The 17,160-nt window shown below is 65.9% G+C and carries 15 protein-coding genes; 14 read left to right on the top strand and 1 reads right to left on the bottom strand.

Features of this window, described 5'->3' with window-relative positions:
• The first annotated feature begins 2 nt into the window (after positions 1-2).
• The 11 genes from ADBZ9O_RS23170 (at position 3) to smc (ending at position 12,702) form a co-directional block, all read left to right on the top strand.
• Entirely contained in the window at positions 3-623 is a 621-nt protein-coding gene (locus ADBZ9O_RS23170) for a vitamin K epoxide reductase family protein (RefSeq protein ID WP_526533408.1), read from the top strand.
• The gene (locus ADBZ9O_RS23165; RefSeq protein ID WP_526525272.1) at positions 624-4,037 is read left to right on the top strand and encodes a pyruvate carboxylase; all 3,414 of its coding nucleotides are present in this window, start codon (positions 624-626) and stop codon (positions 4,035-4,037) included.
• Positions 4,038-4,046: 9 nt separating this feature from the next.
• Complete coding sequence (gene rsmD, locus ADBZ9O_RS23160; protein WP_526533406.1) at positions 4,047-4,604, top strand: 16S rRNA (guanine(966)-N(2))-methyltransferase RsmD; 558 nt, start codon at positions 4,047-4,049, stop codon at positions 4,602-4,604.
• 48 nt (positions 4,605-4,652) lie between these two features.
• Positions 4,653-5,135, top strand: coding sequence for a pantetheine-phosphate adenylyltransferase (gene coaD, locus ADBZ9O_RS23155; RefSeq protein ID WP_526525271.1), 483 nt, complete (start codon positions 4,653-4,655; stop codon positions 5,133-5,135).
• Between the two features lie 236 nt (positions 5,136-5,371).
• Positions 5,372-6,109, top strand: coding sequence for a cell division protein SepIVA (gene sepIVA / locus ADBZ9O_RS23150; protein ID WP_526525270.1), 738 nt, complete (start codon positions 5,372-5,374; stop codon positions 6,107-6,109).
• Positions 6,110-6,171: 62 nt separating this feature from the next.
• The gene (locus tag ADBZ9O_RS23145) at positions 6,172-6,783 is read left to right on the top strand and encodes a YceD family protein (RefSeq protein ID WP_526525269.1); all 612 of its coding nucleotides are present in this window, start codon (positions 6,172-6,174) and stop codon (positions 6,781-6,783) included.
• Positions 6,780-7,472, top strand: a complete 693-nt coding sequence (gene rnc / locus ADBZ9O_RS23140) for a ribonuclease III (protein ID WP_526525267.1) — start codon at positions 6,780-6,782, stop codon at positions 7,470-7,472. Before ADBZ9O_RS23145 ends, rnc begins: the two co-directional genes overlap by 4 nt.
• A gap of 3 nt (positions 7,473-7,475) precedes the next feature.
• Positions 7,476-8,339: a DNA-formamidopyrimidine glycosylase gene (mutM, locus tag ADBZ9O_RS23135; protein WP_526525266.1), complete on the top strand. Its 864-nt coding sequence runs from the start codon at positions 7,476-7,478 to the stop codon at positions 8,337-8,339.
• Between the two features lie 8 nt (positions 8,340-8,347).
• Positions 8,348-8,758: an OsmC family protein gene (locus ADBZ9O_RS23130; RefSeq protein WP_526525264.1), complete on the top strand. Its 411-nt coding sequence runs from the start codon at positions 8,348-8,350 to the stop codon at positions 8,756-8,758.
• A complete protein-coding gene (locus tag ADBZ9O_RS23125) occupies positions 8,758-9,057 on the top strand; it encodes an acylphosphatase (protein WP_526525263.1) in 300 nt (99 codons plus the stop codon). Before ADBZ9O_RS23130 ends, ADBZ9O_RS23125 begins: the two co-directional genes overlap by 1 nt.
• A gap of 51 nt (positions 9,058-9,108) precedes the next feature.
• Positions 9,109-12,702: a chromosome segregation protein SMC gene (gene smc, locus ADBZ9O_RS23120; protein ID WP_526525262.1), complete on the top strand. Its 3,594-nt coding sequence runs from the start codon at positions 9,109-9,111 to the stop codon at positions 12,700-12,702.
• Here smc and fni read toward each other — a convergent pair.
• Positions 12,699-13,739: a type 2 isopentenyl-diphosphate Delta-isomerase gene (gene fni / locus ADBZ9O_RS23115; RefSeq protein WP_526533404.1), complete on the bottom strand. Its 1,041-nt coding sequence runs from the start codon at positions 13,737-13,739 to the stop codon at positions 12,699-12,701. The genes smc and fni overlap by 4 nt on opposite strands.
• Positions 13,740-13,773: 34 nt before the next feature.
• On the opposite strand from fni, the gene ftsY reads away from it, so the two are divergent.
• The 3 genes from ftsY (at position 13,774) to ADBZ9O_RS23100 (ending at position 17,080) form a co-directional block, all read left to right on the top strand.
• Positions 13,774-15,114, top strand: coding sequence for a signal recognition particle-docking protein FtsY (gene ftsY, locus ADBZ9O_RS23110; RefSeq protein ID WP_526525261.1), 1,341 nt, complete (start codon positions 13,774-13,776; stop codon positions 15,112-15,114).
• Positions 15,115-15,349: 235 nt separating this feature from the next.
• Positions 15,350-16,735: an ammonium transporter gene (locus ADBZ9O_RS23105; protein ID WP_526525259.1), complete on the top strand. Its 1,386-nt coding sequence runs from the start codon at positions 15,350-15,352 to the stop codon at positions 16,733-16,735.
• 6 nt (positions 16,736-16,741) lie between these two features.
• On the top strand, positions 16,742-17,080 hold the full coding sequence (locus tag ADBZ9O_RS23100) for a P-II family nitrogen regulator (protein ID WP_005148837.1): 339 nt from the start codon (positions 16,742-16,744) through the stop codon (positions 17,078-17,080).
• The last annotated feature ends 80 nt before the right edge of the window (positions 17,081-17,160 follow it).

Here is a 17,160-nt window from a genome sequence, read left to right as displayed (position 1 = left end):
ATCTGGAGCCCTCACAACCGCACGAGGGTGACGCCCGAGGCGGCGCTGTCGGTGTCGTAGTCGGTCGACTCAGCGCGTTATGGGTGTTGATCGCCGGCATCGTCGGGCTGGCTGCGGCGGCCACCCTGACGATCGAAAAGATCGAGATTCTGATCAACCCGGCATATGTGCCGTCCTGCAGCATCAACCCGGTGCTGTCCTGCGGGTCGGTGATGATCACTCCGCAGGCATCGGCGTTCGGTTTCCCGAACCCGTTGATCGGCATCGCGGCATTCGCCGTCGTGGTCACCACCGGTGTCCTGACCGTCGCCAAAGTGCGGCTGCCGCAATGGTATTGGGCAGGATTAGCGGTGGGCAGCGCGCTCGGTGTCGCGTTCGTGCATTGGTTGATCTTCCAGAGCCTCTACCGCATCGGTGCGTTGTGCCCGTATTGCATGGTGGTGTGGGCGGTCACCATCCCGCTATTCGTCGTGGCGGCCTCGGTCGCGCTTCGCCCGCTCGCCGGAAACGCGGTGCTGCGCGCGTTGTATCAGTGGCGCTGGTCGATCGTCGCGCTGTGGTTCACCGGGGTCATTCTGTTGATCCTCATGCGCTTCTGGAACTACTGGTCCACCCTGATCTAGATGAGTTCACAGGTCTCCAAAGTTTTAGTCGCGAACCGGGGAGAGATCGCGATTCGGGCGTTTCGTGCCGCCTATGAGCTGGGTGTCGGAACGGTCGCGGTGTATCCGTATGAGGACCGAAATTCCGTGCACCGCCTCAAAGCTGATGAGTCCTATCAGATCGGTGAGCCGGGTCATCCGGTGCGGGCGTATCTCTCGGTAGACGAGATCGTGGCGACCGCGCTGGCTTGCGGGGCCGACGCGATCTATCCGGGTTACGGCTTCCTTTCGGAGAACCCTGAGTTGGCCGCGGCCTGTGACGCGGCCGGAATCACGTTCGTCGGCCCATCGGCACATGTCCTCGAGCTCACGGGCAACAAATCGCGGGCCATCGCGGCGGCGCGGGCGGCTGGGCTGCCGGTACTGGCGTCCTCGGCGCCGTCGTCGTCGGTCGACGAGCTGGTCGACGCTGCGCGCGGGATGACGTTCCCGTTGTTCGTCAAGGCAGTGGCCGGCGGCGGCGGGCGCGGGATGCGCCGGGTCACCGATGCCGCATCGCTGCCGGAGGCGATCGAGGCCGCCAGCCGCGAGGCCGAGTCGGCGTTTGGCGACCCGACGGTGTTCCTTGAGCAGGCCGTGATCAACCCGCGCCATATCGAGGTGCAGATCCTCGCCGATAGCCACGGCAACGTGATCCATCTGTTCGAGCGCGACTGCAGCGTGCAGCGCCGCCACCAGAAGGTGATCGAACTGGCGCCGGCGCCGAATCTGGATCCCGCACTGCGGGACCAGATCTGCGCGGACGCGGTGGCCTTCGCACGCGAGATCGGCTACACGGCGGCCGGCACAGTGGAGTTCCTGCTCGATGAGCGGGGGCAACACGTCTTCATCGAGATGAATCCACGGATTCAGGTGGAGCACACCGTCACCGAGGAGATCACCGACGTCGACCTGGTGTCATCTCAGCTGCGCATCGCCTCCGGAGAATCGTTGGCCGATCTCGGTCTGAGTCAGGAAGCGATCGTCCCGCACGGCGCGGCCCTGCAGTGCCGGATCACCACCGAGGACCCGGCGAACGGGTTCCGGCCTGATACCGGCCGGATCACGGCGTACCGGTCGCCCGGTGGCGCCGGGATCCGCCTGGACGGTGGCACCAACCTCGGTGCAGAGGTCAGCGCGCATTTCGATTCGATGCTGGTGAAGCTGACGTGCCGGGGCCGGGATTTCCCGACCGCGGTGCGGCGTGCCCGACGGGCGATCGCCGAGTTCCGGATCCGCGGTGTGTCGACGAATATCCCCTTCCTGGCCGCCGTGCTCGATGACCCCGATTTCGTCGCGGGCCGGGTCACCACATCGTTCATCGATGAGCGCCCCCAGCTGTTGACGGCGCGTAGCAGCGCCGATCGGGGCACGAAGATCCTGAACTACCTCGCGGATGTGACGGTCAACCAGCCCCACGGCCCGCGGCCCTCGGCGGTGTATCCGCGAGACAAGCTGCCCGAGTTGGATTTATCGACGCCCGCGCCTGCCGGATCCAAACAACGGCTCACCGAGTTGGGGCCCGAAGGGTTCGCGCGCTGGCTGCGCGACTCGAAGGCGGTCGGGGTGACCGATACGACGTTCCGCGATGCACATCAGTCGCTGTTGGCCACCCGGGTCCGGTCCACCGGCCTGCTGGAGGTGGCGCCCTACATTGCCCGGTTGACACCGCAGCTGCTGTCGGTGGAGTGCTGGGGTGGTGCCACTTACGATGTGGCGCTTCGCTTTTTGAAGGAAGACCCCTGGTACCGGTTGGCGTCGCTGCGCGAAGCGCTGCCGAATATCTGCCTGCAGATGCTGCTGCGGGGCCGCAACACCGTCGGTTACACGCCGTACCCGGAGACGGTGACGACGGCGTTCGTCGAAGAGGCGACGGCTACCGGGATCGATATCTTCCGGATCTTCGACGCGCTGAACAATGTGGATTCGATGCGGCCGGCGATCGAAGCCGTCCGCAACACGGGCACCGCGGTTGCCGAAGTCGCGATGTCCTACACCGGGGATCTGTCGAATCCGGGCGAGAACCTCTACACGCTGGACTATTACCTCACACTGGCCGAGCAGATCGTCGACGCCGGTGCGCATGTCCTGGCGATCAAAGACATGGCCGGATTGTTGCGGGCGCCGGCAGCGGCCACCCTGGTCAGTGCACTGAAGTCCCGTTTCGATCTGCCGGTGCACGTGCACACCCACGACACCCCCGGTGGTCAGCTCGCGAGCTATCTGGCGGCGTGGCAGGCGGGCGCCGATGCGGTCGACGGGGCGGCCGCGCCCCTGGCAGGCACCACCAGCCAACCCGCACTGTCCTCGATCGTGGCGGCGACCGCCCACACCGAGTTCGATACCGGTCTATCCCTGTCGGCAGTATGCGATCTGGAGCCGTACTGGGAGGCGCTGCGAAAGGTGTACGCGCCCTTCGATGTTGCGGCATCCGGTCCGCCTTCCCCGACGGGGCGGGTGTACACCCATGAGATCCCGGGTGGTCAGTTGTCGAACCTGCGCCAGCAGGCGATCGCGCTCGGGTTCGGTGACCGGTTCGAGGAGATCGAAGCCAACTATGCCGCCGCGGATCGGCTCCTGGGTCGACTGGTCAAGGTGACCCCGTCGTCCAAGGTGGTCGGAGATCTGGCGCTGGCGCTCCTGGGTGCGGGGGTCTCAGCGGAGGAGTTCGCCACCGACCCGGCGCGGTACGACATCCCGGATTCGGTGATCGGGTTCTTCCGGGGTGAACTTGGCGATCCAGCCGGCGGCTGGCCGGAACCGTTGCGCACCAAGGCTTTAGAAGGCCGAGGCAGCGCAAAGCCGGAACAGGAGCTCTCGGCAGATGATGAAGCGGTGCTGGCGTCGTCGGGACCGGAGCGCCAAGCCGCGTTGAACCGGTTGCTGTTCCCCGGTCCGACCAAGGAGTACGACGCGCACTTCGATGAGTTCGGCGATACTTCCCGGCTCAGTGCGAACCAGTTCTTCTACGGACTGCGCCACGGCGATGAACACCGGGTCACCCTGGAAAAGGGCGTCGAGTTGCTGATCGGCCTCGAGGCCATTTCCGAAGCCGACGACCGCGGGATGCGCACCGTGATGTGCATTCTCAACGGTCAGCTGCGGCCGGTGCTGGTCCGTGACCGCAGTATCGCCGCGGACGTACCGAGCGCGGAGAAGGCCGACCGTGCCAACCCCGATCATGTCGCGGCGCCGTTCGCCGGGGTCGTCTCCGTCAACGTCGCGACCGGGGACAAGGTCGACGCCGGCCAGACCATCGCGACCATCGAGGCGATGAAGATGGAAGCCGCTATCACCGCACCCAAGGCAGGCACGATCGCCAGGGTCGCGGTATCGGACACCGTGCAGGTCGAGGGCGGTGACTTGCTGGTGGTCGTCGAGGGGCGAGACAGTTAGGCGCCTCAGCTGACCCGCATCGTCGGCGGCAGCGCTGGCGGTAGACGCCTCGAGGTCCCGCCGCGGGGGACCAGGCCGACCACCGACCGGGTTCGCGAGTCGCTCTTCAACGTCCTGGCGGCCAGGGTGGATTTCGCCGGCCTGTCGGTGCTGGACCTGTACGCGGGTTCGGGGGCGCTCGGGCTGGAGGCCTTGTCGCGGGGCGCGTCGAGCGCGCTGTTCGTGGAATCGGGTCAGCGGGCGGCCGCCGTCATCGCCAAGAACATCACCACCCTCGGGTTGGCGGGTGCGACGGTGCGTCGGTCGACCGTCAGCGCGGCGCTCGGGACAGGTGCCGCGGCGCCTGTCGACCTGGTGCTGGCAGATCCGCCCTACGAGGTTTCGGTAGCCGAAGTGCAGGCGGTGCTGGCTTCGCTGACCGATAACGGTTGGGCCGCAACGGGAACGGTGGTGGTGATCGAGCGGCCCACCTCAGGCCCGACACTGACCTGGCCCCCAGGCTGGACGCCGTGGCGCGAACGTCGATACGGCGACACCAGGCTGGAGATGGCCGAATACACGGCCTGAGCGCGGGACTGGTTGCCGGCAGAGGCGCCCCTGCTAGCGTCTTCGACCATGAGCGGCGCGGTGTGCCCAGGATCCTTCGACCCAGTGACGCTGGGCCATCTCGACGTGTTCGAGCGGGCCGCAGCCCAGTTCGACGAGGTGGTGGTGGCCGTACTGGTCAACCCCAGCAAGAACAGCATGTTCAGCCTCGAGGAGCGCCTCGAGATGATCGCTGAATGCACCTCGCACCTACCTAATCTGCGGGCAGAGGCCAGCAGCGGGCTGGTCGTCGATTTCGTCAAAGCCCAGGGGCTCAAGGCCATGGTCAAGGGACTTCGTACCGGCACCGACTTCGAGTACGAACTGCAGATGGCGCAGATGAACAAGCACATCGCCGATGTCGACACCTTCTTCGTGCCCACCGCCCCGAGGTATTCCTTCGTCTCGTCCTCACTGGCCAAGGAGGTGGCCCGATTCGGCGGTGACGTCTCCGAGTTGCTGCCGCCCACGGTGAACGACCGCCTGGCGATCAAGCTGCGCGAATCCAGCTGATCGGACTATCTCCGCCGTTGTGCCCGAGGTGCCATTTCCGGCCTCGACCTTCGTGCTGCCGGAACTGCCGCTGGTATTCGCCTGACGGCGCGATAATCGGGGAGAGGTGTGCTGGCGCGTGCGGCGCCGACCGGGAGGAAGTAGCGACACACCGGTCGGCGTAGCACAGTCACAGGGGTAACACCAGGCACACTAGTCACAACGCTTTGCTTGGATGAGACCTGGAGGTTTGCACCGTGTACCGAGTATTTGAAGCGCTCGATGAATTGGGTGCCATCGTCGAAGAAGCCCGCGGTGTGCCGATGACGGCGGGGTGCGTGGTGCCACGCGGCGACGTCCTCGAACTCATCGACGACATCAAGGACGCCATTCCTGGCGAACTCGACGACGCCCAGGATGTGCTCGACGCGCGCGACACACTGCTGCGCGATGCCAAACAGCATGCCGACGGCATGGTGTCCTCGGCGACCGCAGAAGCCGAATCGACACTGGGGCATTCCCGGGCAGAGGCGGATCGGTTGCTTGCTGATGCCAAAGCGCAGGCGGACCGCATGGTCGCCGAGGCGCGTCAGCATTGCGAGCGGATGGTCGGCGAGGCCCGTGAGGAAGCAAACCGACTGGCAGTGACAGCCAAACGGGATTACGAGACCAGCGTCGGCCGGGCCAAGGCTGAGGCGGACCGGTTGGTCGAGAGCGGCAACCTGTCCTATGAGAAAGCGGTCCAGGAGGGCATCAAAGAACAGCAGCGCCTGGTCTCGCAAACCGAGGTGGTGCAGTCCGCGCACTCTGAGTCGAGCCGACTCATCGATACGGCTCACGCCGAGGCCGACCGACTGCGCGGCGAATGCGATATCTACGTCGACAGCAAACTGGCCGAATTCGAGGATTACCTCAACGGAACACTGCGGTCGGTCGGTCGCGGCCGCCATCAGTTGCGCACGGCCGCCGGCACGCACGACTACGCCCAGCGCTGAGTCTTCAGCTGGGCGCTGGCACCGGCGCGGGCCCTGGTGGCCCGCGCCGTACAATCCCCGCTATGGCCAGGCCCACTACGGTGGCAGGGCGTCGGCTTCCCCCGTCGTCATTGCGCATCGATATCTCGCGATTGGGCCGCCGCCCAGGGTCGATGATCACCCTGCAGGAAACCGTTGCAAGCCCTTCGCGGATCGGGCTCGATCTGATCGCGATCGACAAGGGCGCTCCGATGGATTTGGATCTGAGCTTTCAGTCCGTGTCGGAGGGTGTCCTGGTGACGGGCACGGTGTTCGCGCCGACGGCCGGACAGTGTGCCCGTTGCCTCTCGCCGGTCACCGGTGATGTGCAGATTGACCTGACTGAGCTGTTCGCCTATCCCGACACCGTCACCGAATCCACCACCGAAGAGGACGAGGTCGGGCGGATCGTCGATGACTACATCGACCTCGAACAGGTCATCGTCGACGCGGTCGGCCTCGAGTTGCCGCTGGCCCCGTCATGCACCGAGGACTGCCCGGGGCTGTGCCCGGAATGTGGCGTGGCATTGGCCACCGCCGAACCCGATCACCACCACGACCTGATCGATCCGCGCTGGGCGAAGCTGGCGACTTTCGCTTCTGGAGAGCCCGCTCCTGACGAACCCGTCTCCGACGAGCCGCGGGACACCCAGTGACCTCGCCACGCCAACCGCTGCTCGATGCGCTCGGTGTGGACCTTCCCGAAGACCTGCTCACGCTGGCCCTGACACATCGCAGTTACGCCTATGAGCACGGCGGGCTGCCGACCAACGAGCGGCTGGAATTCCTCGGCGATGCCGTGCTCGGGTTGACCGTCACCGACGAGCTGTTCCATCGCCACACCGATCGCGCCGAAGGTGACCTCGCCAAACTGCGGGCCAGCGTGGTCAACACGCTGGCGTTGGCCGATGTCGCGCGCGACCTGACCGACGACGGCCTCGGTTCCTATCTGCTACTGGGCCGTGGTGAGGTCAACACCGGCGGGGCGGACAAATCGAGCATCCTGGCCGACGGCATGGAATCGCTGATCGGCGCGGTGTATCTGCATTTCGGGATGGATACCGCGCGGGAGATGATCTTGCGGCTCTTCGGACCCTTGATGGATACCGCGCCGACGTTGGGGCCCGGGGTGGATTGGAAGACCAGCCTCCAAGAGCTGTGCGCCTCGCTTGGTCTCGGCGCGCCCTCGTACCTCGTCACCGCCACCGGGCCCGATCACGATAAGCAGTTCACCGCAACCGTGATCGTGGCCGATATCGACTACGGCACGGGTATCGGCAGGTCGAAGAAAGAGGCCGAACAAAAGGCCGCGGCGATGGCGTGGAAAGCACTCGATCCGTCGTGATCCGTGCCTGAACTACCAGAAGTCGAGGTGGTGCGGCGCGGCCTGCAGGAGCATGTGGCCGGCCGGACCATCACCGCCGTGCGGGTGCACCACCTGCGGGCCGTCCGCCGCCATGACGCCGGACCCGCCGACCTGACGGCTCGCCTGCTGGACGCGACGATCGTCGGCACCGACCGCCGCGGCAAGTACCTCTGGCTCCTGCTCGACCATGGCTCCGGTACAGCCGAGGAAGCGTTGGTGGTACATCTCGGGATGAGCGGGCAGATGCTCCTCGGCCCGGTCCCGCGCGACGACCACGTGCGGATCGCCGCGCTGCTCGACGATGGCACCGCGCTGAGTTTCGTCGACCAACGGACCTTCGGTGGTTGGATGCTCGCCGATATGGTCACCGTTGACGGCAGCGACGTGCCCGTACCCGTGGCGCATGTTGCCCGCGATCCGCTGGATCCGCGTTTCGATCGTGATGCTGTCGTTAATGTGTTGCGGCGCAAGCATTCCGAGATCAAGCGCCAACTACTCGACCAGACCGTCGTCTCGGGTATCGGCAATATCTACGCCGACGAGGCGTTGTGGCGGGCCAAGATCAACGGGGCGCGGCTGGCGTCAGGACTGTCGCGGGCCAAGCTGGCGCTGGTGCTGGACAAGGCCGCCGAGGTGATGCGTGAGGCGCTGAGCCAGGGCGGCACGTCCTTCGACTCGCTCTATGTCAATGTCAACGGCCAGTCCGGGTACTTCGACCGCTCGCTGGACGCCTATGGCCGCGAGGGCGAACCATGCGGCCGTTGTGGCGCGGTGATGCGGCGCGAGAAGTTCATGAACCGCTCCTCGACCTACTGTCCGAAATGCCAGCCGCCCCCGCGCGGTTGAATAGCACCATGACAGAACTGTGGGTTGACCGCACCGGCACCCGGCGTTACACCGGGCATAGCTCGCGCGGCGCGGAGGTGCTCATCGGATCCGAGACCGTCGAGGGCGTCTTCACTCCCGGCGAGCTGATGAAGATCGCGCTGGCCGCATGTAGCGGGATGAGCAGCGACCAACCGCTGGCCCGTCGGCTCGGCGATGACTACCAGGCCACCGTGACCGTATCCGGCCCGGCCGACCGCGAGCAGGAGCGCTACCCACATCTTGAGGAGACGCTGCAGGTCGACCTGTCTGGCCTGTCCGAAGCGGAAGCGGAGCGGCTGCGCATCGTGGTCAACCGCGCCATCGACCAGGTGTGCACGGTGGGGCGAACGCTCAAGACCGGCAACGAGGTCACCTTTACGATTGCCGATAAGCGTTAATGACCGACCCGATTGATCCGCAGGGGCCACAGGTGCGGTTGACCGCCTGGGTGCACGGACACGTGCAAGGGGTGGGTTTTCGCTGGTGGACCAGGTCGCGGGCGCTGGAGCTGGGGCTGACCGGATACGCCAAGAATCAGGACGACGGGCGGGTGTTGGTCGTCGCGCAGGGTCCGCGACCGGCCGGCGAGGCGTTGCTGGAACTGTTGCGATCTGGTGCCGCGCCGGGCCGAGTCGACGCGGTCGTGGCCGATTGGTCGGAGAACGTCGAGCCGTCCACCGGATTTCACGAGCGCTAACCCCACGAGGTTGCGAGAACCTGTGCGGCACCGCCGGTACGCTGGCACGCCATGCACCTCAAGAGTCTGACGCTGAAGGGCTTCAAGTCCTTCGCAGCTCCGACGACTCTGCGTTTCGAGCCGGGGATCACCTGCGTCGTCGGACCCAACGGATCGGGTAAATCCAATGTCGTTGACGCCCTGACCTGGGTGATGGGCGAGCAGGGTGCCAAAGCGCTGCGCGGCGGCAAGATGGAAGACGTTATTTTCGCCGGCACCTCGACGCGTGCCCCACTCGGTCGTGCCGAGGTCACCGTCACCATCGACAATTCCGATAACGCCCTGCCCATCGAATACTCCGAGGTGTCGATCACCAGGCGGATGTTCCGCGACGGTGCAGGCGAATACGAGATCAACGGCAACAGCTGCCGCCTGATGGACGTCCAAGAGCTCCTGAGCGACTCCGGTATCGGGCGGGAGATGCACGTCATCGTCGGTCAGGGCCGGCTGTCGCAGATCCTGGAGTCCCGCCCCGAAGACCGCCGCGCCTTCATCGAAGAGGCCGCGGGCGTGCTCAAGCACCGCAAGCGCAAGGAAAAAGCGGTCCGCAAGCTCGAGTCCATGGCCGCCAACCTGGCCCGGCTGACCGACCTGACCACCGAGCTGCGCCGTCAGCTCAAACCGTTGGGCCGCCAAGCCGAGATGGCCCGCCGCGCACAGACCATCCAAGCGGATCTGCGCGATGCGAAGCTGCGCCTGGCTGCCGATGATCTGGTCAAACGGCAGGCCGAGTTGGACGGGGTCGGCGGCACGGAAGCTGCGCTGCGTAAGGACCATGACGATGCGGTGGCGCGGTTGGCCGGGGCCACCGACGAGCTGACCGCCCACGAGACGGCCGTGGCCACGCTGTCCGATCGCGCCGAGCGGGCCCAGCAGATGTGGTTCCGCCTCTCAGCGCTCGCCGAACGGGTCAGCGCGACGGTACGGATCGCCACCGAGCGCACTCAGTTGTTGGAGGCCGAGCCCCTGTCGACCGGCGGGGCCGATCCCGACGCGCTCGAAGCCGAGGCCGACGAAGTGGCGGCACTCGAATCCGAACTGCTGTTCGAGCTCGAAGAGGCCCGCCTGCGTCAGGAGGCCGCCCGCGCTGAACTGGTTGAGGCCGAACGGATTTCGGCGGAGGCGGAACGCGCCCACGTGGTCGCGGTGCGCGCCGAGGCCGACCGTCGGGAGGGGCTGGCGCGCCTGACCGGCCAGGTGGAGACAATGCGGGCCAGGGTCGAATCGACCGACGAGCGGGTCGCCCGCCTGACGGAGAGTATCGAAGAGGCCGCGAACCGCGCCCAGCTTGCCCAGGCCGAATTCGAAACGGTGCAGAGCCGGGTCAGTGCACTCGACCAGAGCGAGGTCGGCCTCGACGAACAGCATGACCGCTCGGTGGCTGCTCTACGTCTGGCCGACGAGCGATTGGCCGAGTTGCAAGCTGCCGAGCGCAATGCGGAACGCCGGGTCGCCTCTCTATTGGCGCGCATCGACGCACTTGCCGTGGGGCTCGACCGCAAGGACGGTGCGGCGTGGTTGACCCAAAACCGCAGTGATTCAGGACTTTTCGGCACAGTAGCAAAACTTGTCAAGGTGCATTCCGGCTACGAGGCAGCGCTGGCCGCGGTGCTGGGCGCCGCCGCTGACGCGGTGGCCGCCGACAGTTTCGGTGCGGCCCGCTCCGCTGTGGCTGCGCTCAAGGATGCCGACGGTGGGCGCGCCGCGATCGTGCTGGGGGACTGGCCGGAGGTGCACGACCGTGTCGGTGGCCAACTGCCCGAGGGTGCCAGGTGGGCGCTCGATCTGGTGGATGTGCCCGCACGGCTGACCGGTGCGATGTCGGCCATGCTGGCCGGTGTCGCGGTGGTCGGCGACCTGGGCTCTGCACTGGATCTCGTTGCTGCCCAACCGAAGCTGCGGGCCGTCACCCTCGATGGGGATCTGGTCGGAGCGGGCTGGGTCAGCGGGGGATCGGACCGTAAACCCAGCACGCTGGAGATCACCTCGGAGATCGACAAGGCTCGAAGTGAGCTGGCTGCCGCTGAAACGCAGGCCAGTGAGCTGACCGCCGCGCTCTCGGGTGCGGTGGCCGAACAGGCGGCGCGCCAGGACGTCGCCGAACAGGCGCTCGCCGCCCTCAACGAATCCGACGCCGCCCTGTCTCAAATATACGAACACCTCGGCCGGCTGGGCCAGGAGGCGCGTGCCGCGGAGGACGACTACCGAAGGCAACTCGCCCAACGCGACGAGCTGGAGACCAGCCGCGCGCAGACCGTGGCCGAACTCGGCGAGCTGGAAACCCGGTTGCGCAACGCCGAGGAAAACCTCACCGAGTCCGAGGATGAGCCCGTCGACCGCGAACTGATGATCGCCGCCGCCGAAGCCGCCCGCTCAGGAGAGTTCGAGGCCCGGCTATCGGTGCGCACATCCGAAGAACGTGCCAATGCCGTTCGTGGGCGCGCTGATTCACTGCGTCGGGCAGCCGCTGCCGAGCGGGAGGCACGCGTGCGGGCACAGCGGGCACGTGCTGCGCGCGAGCATGCCGCCGCCGTTGCCGCGGTCGTCGCCGCCTCCGGCCGCGATGTCGCCGGGCGTCTCGCGGGCGTGGTCGCGGTGGCCTCGCACACCCGCGACCAGCTGACCGCTGAACGTCAGCACCGCGCCGTCGCGATGACCGCAGCGCGCCAGGAAGTCGACTCGCTGAAGAATCGGATAGCCACCCTGACGGATTCGCTGCATCGCGATGAGGTCGCCAAGGCGCAGGCGGCCATGCGAATCGAGCAGCTCGAACAGGCGGTGCTGGATCAGTTCGGCATGGCCGCGGCGGATCTTGTTGCCGAGTATGGGCCCCAGATCGCGCTGCCGCCAACCGAATTGGAAATGTCGGAGTACGAGCAAGCCCGTGAACGCGGGGAACAGGTGACGGCCCCCGCGCCGATGCTGTTTGATCGGGCCACCCAGGAACGGCGGGCCAAACGCGCCGAGCGTGAACTGAGCGAGCTGGGCCGGGTGAATCCGCTGGCGTTGGAGGAGTTCGCCGCCCTTGAGGAGCGATACACCTTCCTGTCCACCCAACTCGAGGACGTCAAAGCCGCCAGAAAAGACCTCCTCGACGTCGTCGAGGATGTGGATGCCCGCATCCTGCAGGTGTTCGCCGAGGCCTACGTGGACGTCGAACGTGAGTTCCGCGAGGTGTTTTCGTCGCTTTTCCCCGGTGGCGAGGGCAGGCTGGTGCTCACCGACCCGTCGGACATGCTGACCACCGGTGTGGAGGTCGAGGCGCGGCCGCCGGGGAAGAAGATCAAGCGGCTGTCGTTGCTGTCGGGCGGCGAGAAATCGTTGACCGCTGTTGCGATGCTGGTCGCGATCTTCCGGGCCCGGCCGTCGCCGTTCTATGTGATGGACGAGGTCGAGGCGGCGCTCGACGATGTCAACCTGCGCAGGCTGATCGGACTGTTTGAGAAGCTGCGGGAGAAGTCTCAGCTGATCGTGATCACCCACCAGAAGCCGACGATGGAAATCGCCGATGCGCTCTACGGCGTCACCATGCAGGGCGACGGCATCACCGCGGTGATATCGCAGCGTCTGCGCGGGCAGGAAATCCTGTCCGGCACACCTGCTTAGACCGGATCCAGGCCCGTCCGCCGCAGCGCGGCCAGATCGACTGCGCCGCAACCGTGCAGGCAGATCGTCAGCTCTTCGATGAAGCGACCCAGCCAGTCGGTCACTGCGGCCACGGACTGGATCGCTGCCGGCAGCAGTGGACGGGAGATCGACACGGCGTCGGCGCCCAGTGCGAGCGCTTTGGCGGCATCCATCCCGGTCCGGATTCCGCCGGAGGCAATCAGTGGCATCGCGGGCAGGGTGGCCCTGCATTCGATCAGCGCCTGCGCGGTCGGCACACCCCATTCGGCCAGGGCGGGATAGCGGACCTCGCCGTAGCGGACCATTTGCTCGACCCTGGCCCATGAGGTGCCGCCCGCGCCCGCCACGTCGATCGCCGCGATCCGGCAGTCCCGCAACTGCGCTGCGGCAACGGCGCCGATACCGTGGCCGACCTCCTTCACCAGGACCGGGTAGTCGAAGGTTTCGGCGAACTCCCGCAGTCTTGGTAGCGAGCCGGAAAAGTCGGTATCGCCATCGGCCTGCATGGCTTCCTGCAACGGATTGGTGTGGACGGCGACGGCATCCGCGCCGACCCGGCCCAGCGCCTTGGCCAGATACGGCGCAATCGACTGGGACAGCTGAGCGAGACCGATATTGCCGATCAACAAGATATCCGGTGCGATATCGCGCACCTCGAAGCTGGCGGTGGCCGCTTCGTCATCAATCATGATCCGCTGAGAACCCAGCATCATCGCGATTCCGAGCTGCTGGGCGGCGGCGGCCAGATTGTGATTGATCCGCCCGGAGAGTTCGGCCCCGCCGGTCATCGCGCCGACGAGGATCGGCGCTGCCAAGGTGGCGCCGAGGAATTCTGTGCTCAGATCCACCGTGGCCAGGTTGGTCTGGGTCAGCGCGTTGTAACGCAGCCGATAGCGTTCAAAACCCGTGGTGACGTCGGTGTACTGGACGGCCTCGGTCAGGCACGCGTCGATGTGACGCAGCTTGCGGACAGTGCTCCCGAGCGCAGTGAACTCGGGCTGCTCGTTGGGCTGCATCGTCACGGCTTACCCACTTTGACAGGATGGCCTGGTGTCACAAGGCCTATGGGTAGCAATCGCAGTCATCGCCGTTCTCGTCCTCATCGCTGTGGTGGTGGGGCTGGTGCGCTACCGACGGCGGCAAATCAGCATCACATCCGCACCCGACAGTGCCACACCGGTGGACCGATCCGGTGGATATACGGCCTCATCGGGTATCACGTTCAGTGCGTCAGCGCCGACGGAAGCGCCACCGAAACAACCACCTGCGCCGCCTGTCGCACCGCCGGAACGTTTGGACACCAGCGGGCTACCTACGGTCGGTGACGACGCCACCATCCCGCGAGATGCGCCGAAGCGGTCGATCGCCGACGTGCAGCTTCCCGAGCCGGACACCACCGAACCGCCTGCGCCGTCTGCTCCTGATACACCGGAGGCAGCGGCACATCCGCCAGTACAGCTCGACACCATCGCCCCCACCGAAGGCCGCATCGACCGGTTGCGGGGCCGGTTGGCGAAATCGCAGAACGCCCTCGGCCGCAGCGTGCTGGGCCTGCTCGGCACGGGCGATCTGGATGAGGAGTCCTGGGAGGAGGTCGAGGACACCCTTCTGATCGCCGACCTCGGTCCCGTGGTGACCGCCTCGGTGATGGCTCAGCTGCGCAGCAAGCTGGCGGTCAGCGGGGCGCGTACCGCCGCTGATGCCCGCGCGGTGCTGCGGGCCGCGCTGATCGCCGAACTGCAACCTGATCTGGACCGTTCGATCAAAGCGCTGCCGCACGATGACAAACCGTCAGTGCTCCTGGTGGTCGGGGTCAACGGCACCGGCAAGACCACCACCGTCGGCAAGCTGGCCAGGGTGCTGGTCGCCGACGGTCGCCGCGTGGTGCTCGGTGCCGCCGATACGTTCCGGGCGGCCGCCGCCGACCAGCTGCAGGCGTGGGGATCGCGGGTCGGTGCCGAGGTGATCAGGGGTGCCGAGGGTGCCGATCCGGCGTCGGTCGCGTTTGATGCCGTCGACAGCGGGATCGCCGCCGGAGCCGACGTGGTGGTCATCGACACCGCAGGCCGGCTACACACCAAAACCGGTTTGATGGATGAGCTCGGCAAAATCAAACGGGTGGTCACCCGCCGCGCGGCCGTCGACGAGGTGCTGCTGGTGCTGGACGCGACGATCGGGCAGAACGGTCTGGCGCAGGCGCGGGTCTTCGCTGAAGTCGTCGAGATCACCGGGCTGGTGCTGACCAAGCTCGACGGCACCGCCAAGGGCGGGATCGTCTTCCGCGTCCAGCAGGAGCTGGGAGTGCCGGTGAAGCTGGTCGGTCTTGGTGAAGGCCCCGATGATCTGGCGCCGTTCGAACCGGCGGCCTTCGTCGATGCACTTCTCGGATGACGCACTTTTGGGCTAGGGCGCAGTCGGGGTAACTCGCGTCGCGGACAGTTAAATTTCGCCCAGCCAATTCACAGAGTCGTCAAAAACGCGACATGTAACCTCCGCGAAACTAAGGTCGCCCACCCGTTCACACGGGCGAAACCTCACAGGTTCCTCGATGAAACAACGACTCAGCATTCTTCTGGCCTAGGTCAACGGTGCCTAGCCGTGGCATGGGCAAAGGAGGAAATCGCGAGTGGACGGATTCCCGTTACTGGGTCAACCGGATACCGGTGACACCGCATGGATGTTGGCTAGCGCTGCGCTAGTCCTACTGATGACGCCGGGACTGGCGTTCTTCTACGGCGGTATGGTGCGCGCCAAGGGCGTGCTCAACATGATCATGATGAGCATCAGCTCGATGGGCGTCGTCACCGTCCTATGGGTGCTTTACGGCTACTCGTTGGCCTTCGGACAGGACATGTACAACCTGTTCGGCAACCCGACGCAGTACTGGGGCCTCAAGGGTCTCATCGGCGGTAACGCGGCTGCGGCAATTGCCGCTGACCCCACCGCCGGCATCGATGCCTCGGCAGCGGTTGACATTCCGCTCGCGGGCACCATTCCGCAGACGGTTTTCGTGGCGTTCCAGCTGATGTTCGCGATCATCACCGTCGCCCTGATCTCCGGTGCGGTTGCTGACCGACTGAAATTCGGCGGCTGGCTGCTGTTCTCCGGCCTGTGGGCGACGTTCGTCTACTTCCCGGTGGCGCACTGGGTGTTCGCGTTCGACGGCTTCACCGCCGAGAAGGGTGGCTGGATCGCCAACCAACTCAAAGCGGTCGACTTCGCCGGTGGTACCGCGGTCCATATCAACGCCGGTACCGCAGGTCTGGTGCTGGCGATCATCCTCGGTAAGCGCAGGGGTTGGCCCGGCACGCCGATGCGGCCGCACAACCTGACGTTCGTGATGCTCGGCGCCGGTCTGCTGTGGTTCGGCTGGTACGGGTTCAACGCCGGTTCGGCTGTCGGTTCCGGCGGACTGGCCGGTGCGACCTTCGTGACCACCACCGTCGCCACCGCGGCCGCGATGTTGGCCTGGTTGCTCACGGAGAAGATCCGCGATGGACACGCCACCTCCCTTGGTGCGGCATCGGGCATCGTGGCCGGCCTGGTCGCGATCACCCCGTCCTGCTCATCGGTGAATGTTGTTGGCGCACTGGTGATCGGTCTCGTCGCAGGCGTGCTGTGCGCACTTGCGGTGGGCCTGAAGTTCAAGCTGGGCTTCGACGATTCACTCGACGTCGTCGGCGTCCACCTCGTCGGTGGTATCGCAGGCACGTTGCTGGTCGGCCTGGTGGCTGCACCGGAGGCAGGTGCCGGTGTGACCGGTCTGTTCTACGGCGGCGGTTTCGATCAATTGTGGCGACAGGCCGTCGGCGCGGGCGCTGTTCTGCTCTATTCGGCCATCGGCACGGCTATCTTGGCCTTGATCGTGAAATTCACCATTGGTCTGCGTCTTGATGAAGAAGAAGAGGTCAACGGTATCGACGAGGCTGAACACGCTGAAACCGCCTACGACTTCACCACTGTCGGCAGCACCTCGGTTCTCGGTAGTCATCACCCAGGCTTGGAGGGATAAGAAAATATGAAGCTGATCACAGCGATCGTCAAGCCGTTCACGCTTGAAGACGTCAAGACCGGCCTGGAGCAGACGGGTATCCTTGGCATGACCGTCAGCGAGGTTCAGGGCTACGGACGCCAGAAGGGCCACACCGAGGTGTACCGCGGCGCCGAGTATTCGGTCGACTTCGTGCCCAAGGTGCGCGTGGAGGTGGTCGTAGATGATTCCGCCGTCGACAAAGTGGTGGATGTCATCGTTCAAGCTGCCCGCACCGGCAAGATCGGTGACGGCAAGGTGTGGGTCAGCCCGGTGGAAACCGTGGTCCGGGTCCGCACCGGTGAGCGTGGCTCCGACGCGCTTTGAGACACAACGACTTCTGAACATCCTCGTTCGGGCAGCGCACCGAGTTGAGCGTTATTCGGTGAAGAGCCCGGGAGGATTGA

The sequence above is a fragment of the Mycobacterium sp. genome, assembly GCF_965229105.1.
Classification (GTDB): Bacteria; Actinomycetota; Actinomycetes; order Mycobacteriales; family Mycobacteriaceae; genus Mycobacterium.
This window is presented reverse-complemented; position numbering and strand designations above follow the sequence as displayed.

What these genes read in the sequence shown, in the direction of transcription:
- ADBZ9O_RS23165 (WP_526525272.1), top strand. Translation starts at nt 624, where the DNA reads ATGAGTTCACAGGTCTCCAAAGTTTTAGTCGCGAACCGGGGAGAGATC.
- coaD (WP_526525271.1), top strand. Translation starts at nt 4,653, where the DNA reads ATGAGCGGCGCGGTGTGCCCAGGATCCTTCGACCCAGTGACGCTGGGC.
- ADBZ9O_RS23145 (WP_526525269.1), top strand. Translation starts at nt 6,172, where the DNA reads ATGGCCAGGCCCACTACGGTGGCAGGGCGTCGGCTTCCCCCGTCGTCA.
- ADBZ9O_RS23130 (WP_526525264.1), top strand. Translation starts at nt 8,348, where the DNA reads ATGACAGAACTGTGGGTTGACCGCACCGGCACCCGGCGTTACACCGGG.
- ADBZ9O_RS23125 (WP_526525263.1), top strand. Translation starts at nt 8,758, where the DNA reads ATGACCGACCCGATTGATCCGCAGGGGCCACAGGTGCGGTTGACCGCC.
- smc (WP_526525262.1), top strand. Translation starts at nt 9,109, where the DNA reads ATGCACCTCAAGAGTCTGACGCTGAAGGGCTTCAAGTCCTTCGCAGCT.
- fni (WP_526533404.1), bottom strand. Translation starts at nt 13,739, where the DNA reads ATGCAGCCCAACGAGCAGCCCGAGTTCACTGCGCTCGGGAGCACTGTC.
- ADBZ9O_RS23100 (WP_005148837.1), top strand. Translation starts at nt 16,742, where the DNA reads ATGAAGCTGATCACAGCGATCGTCAAGCCGTTCACGCTTGAAGACGTC.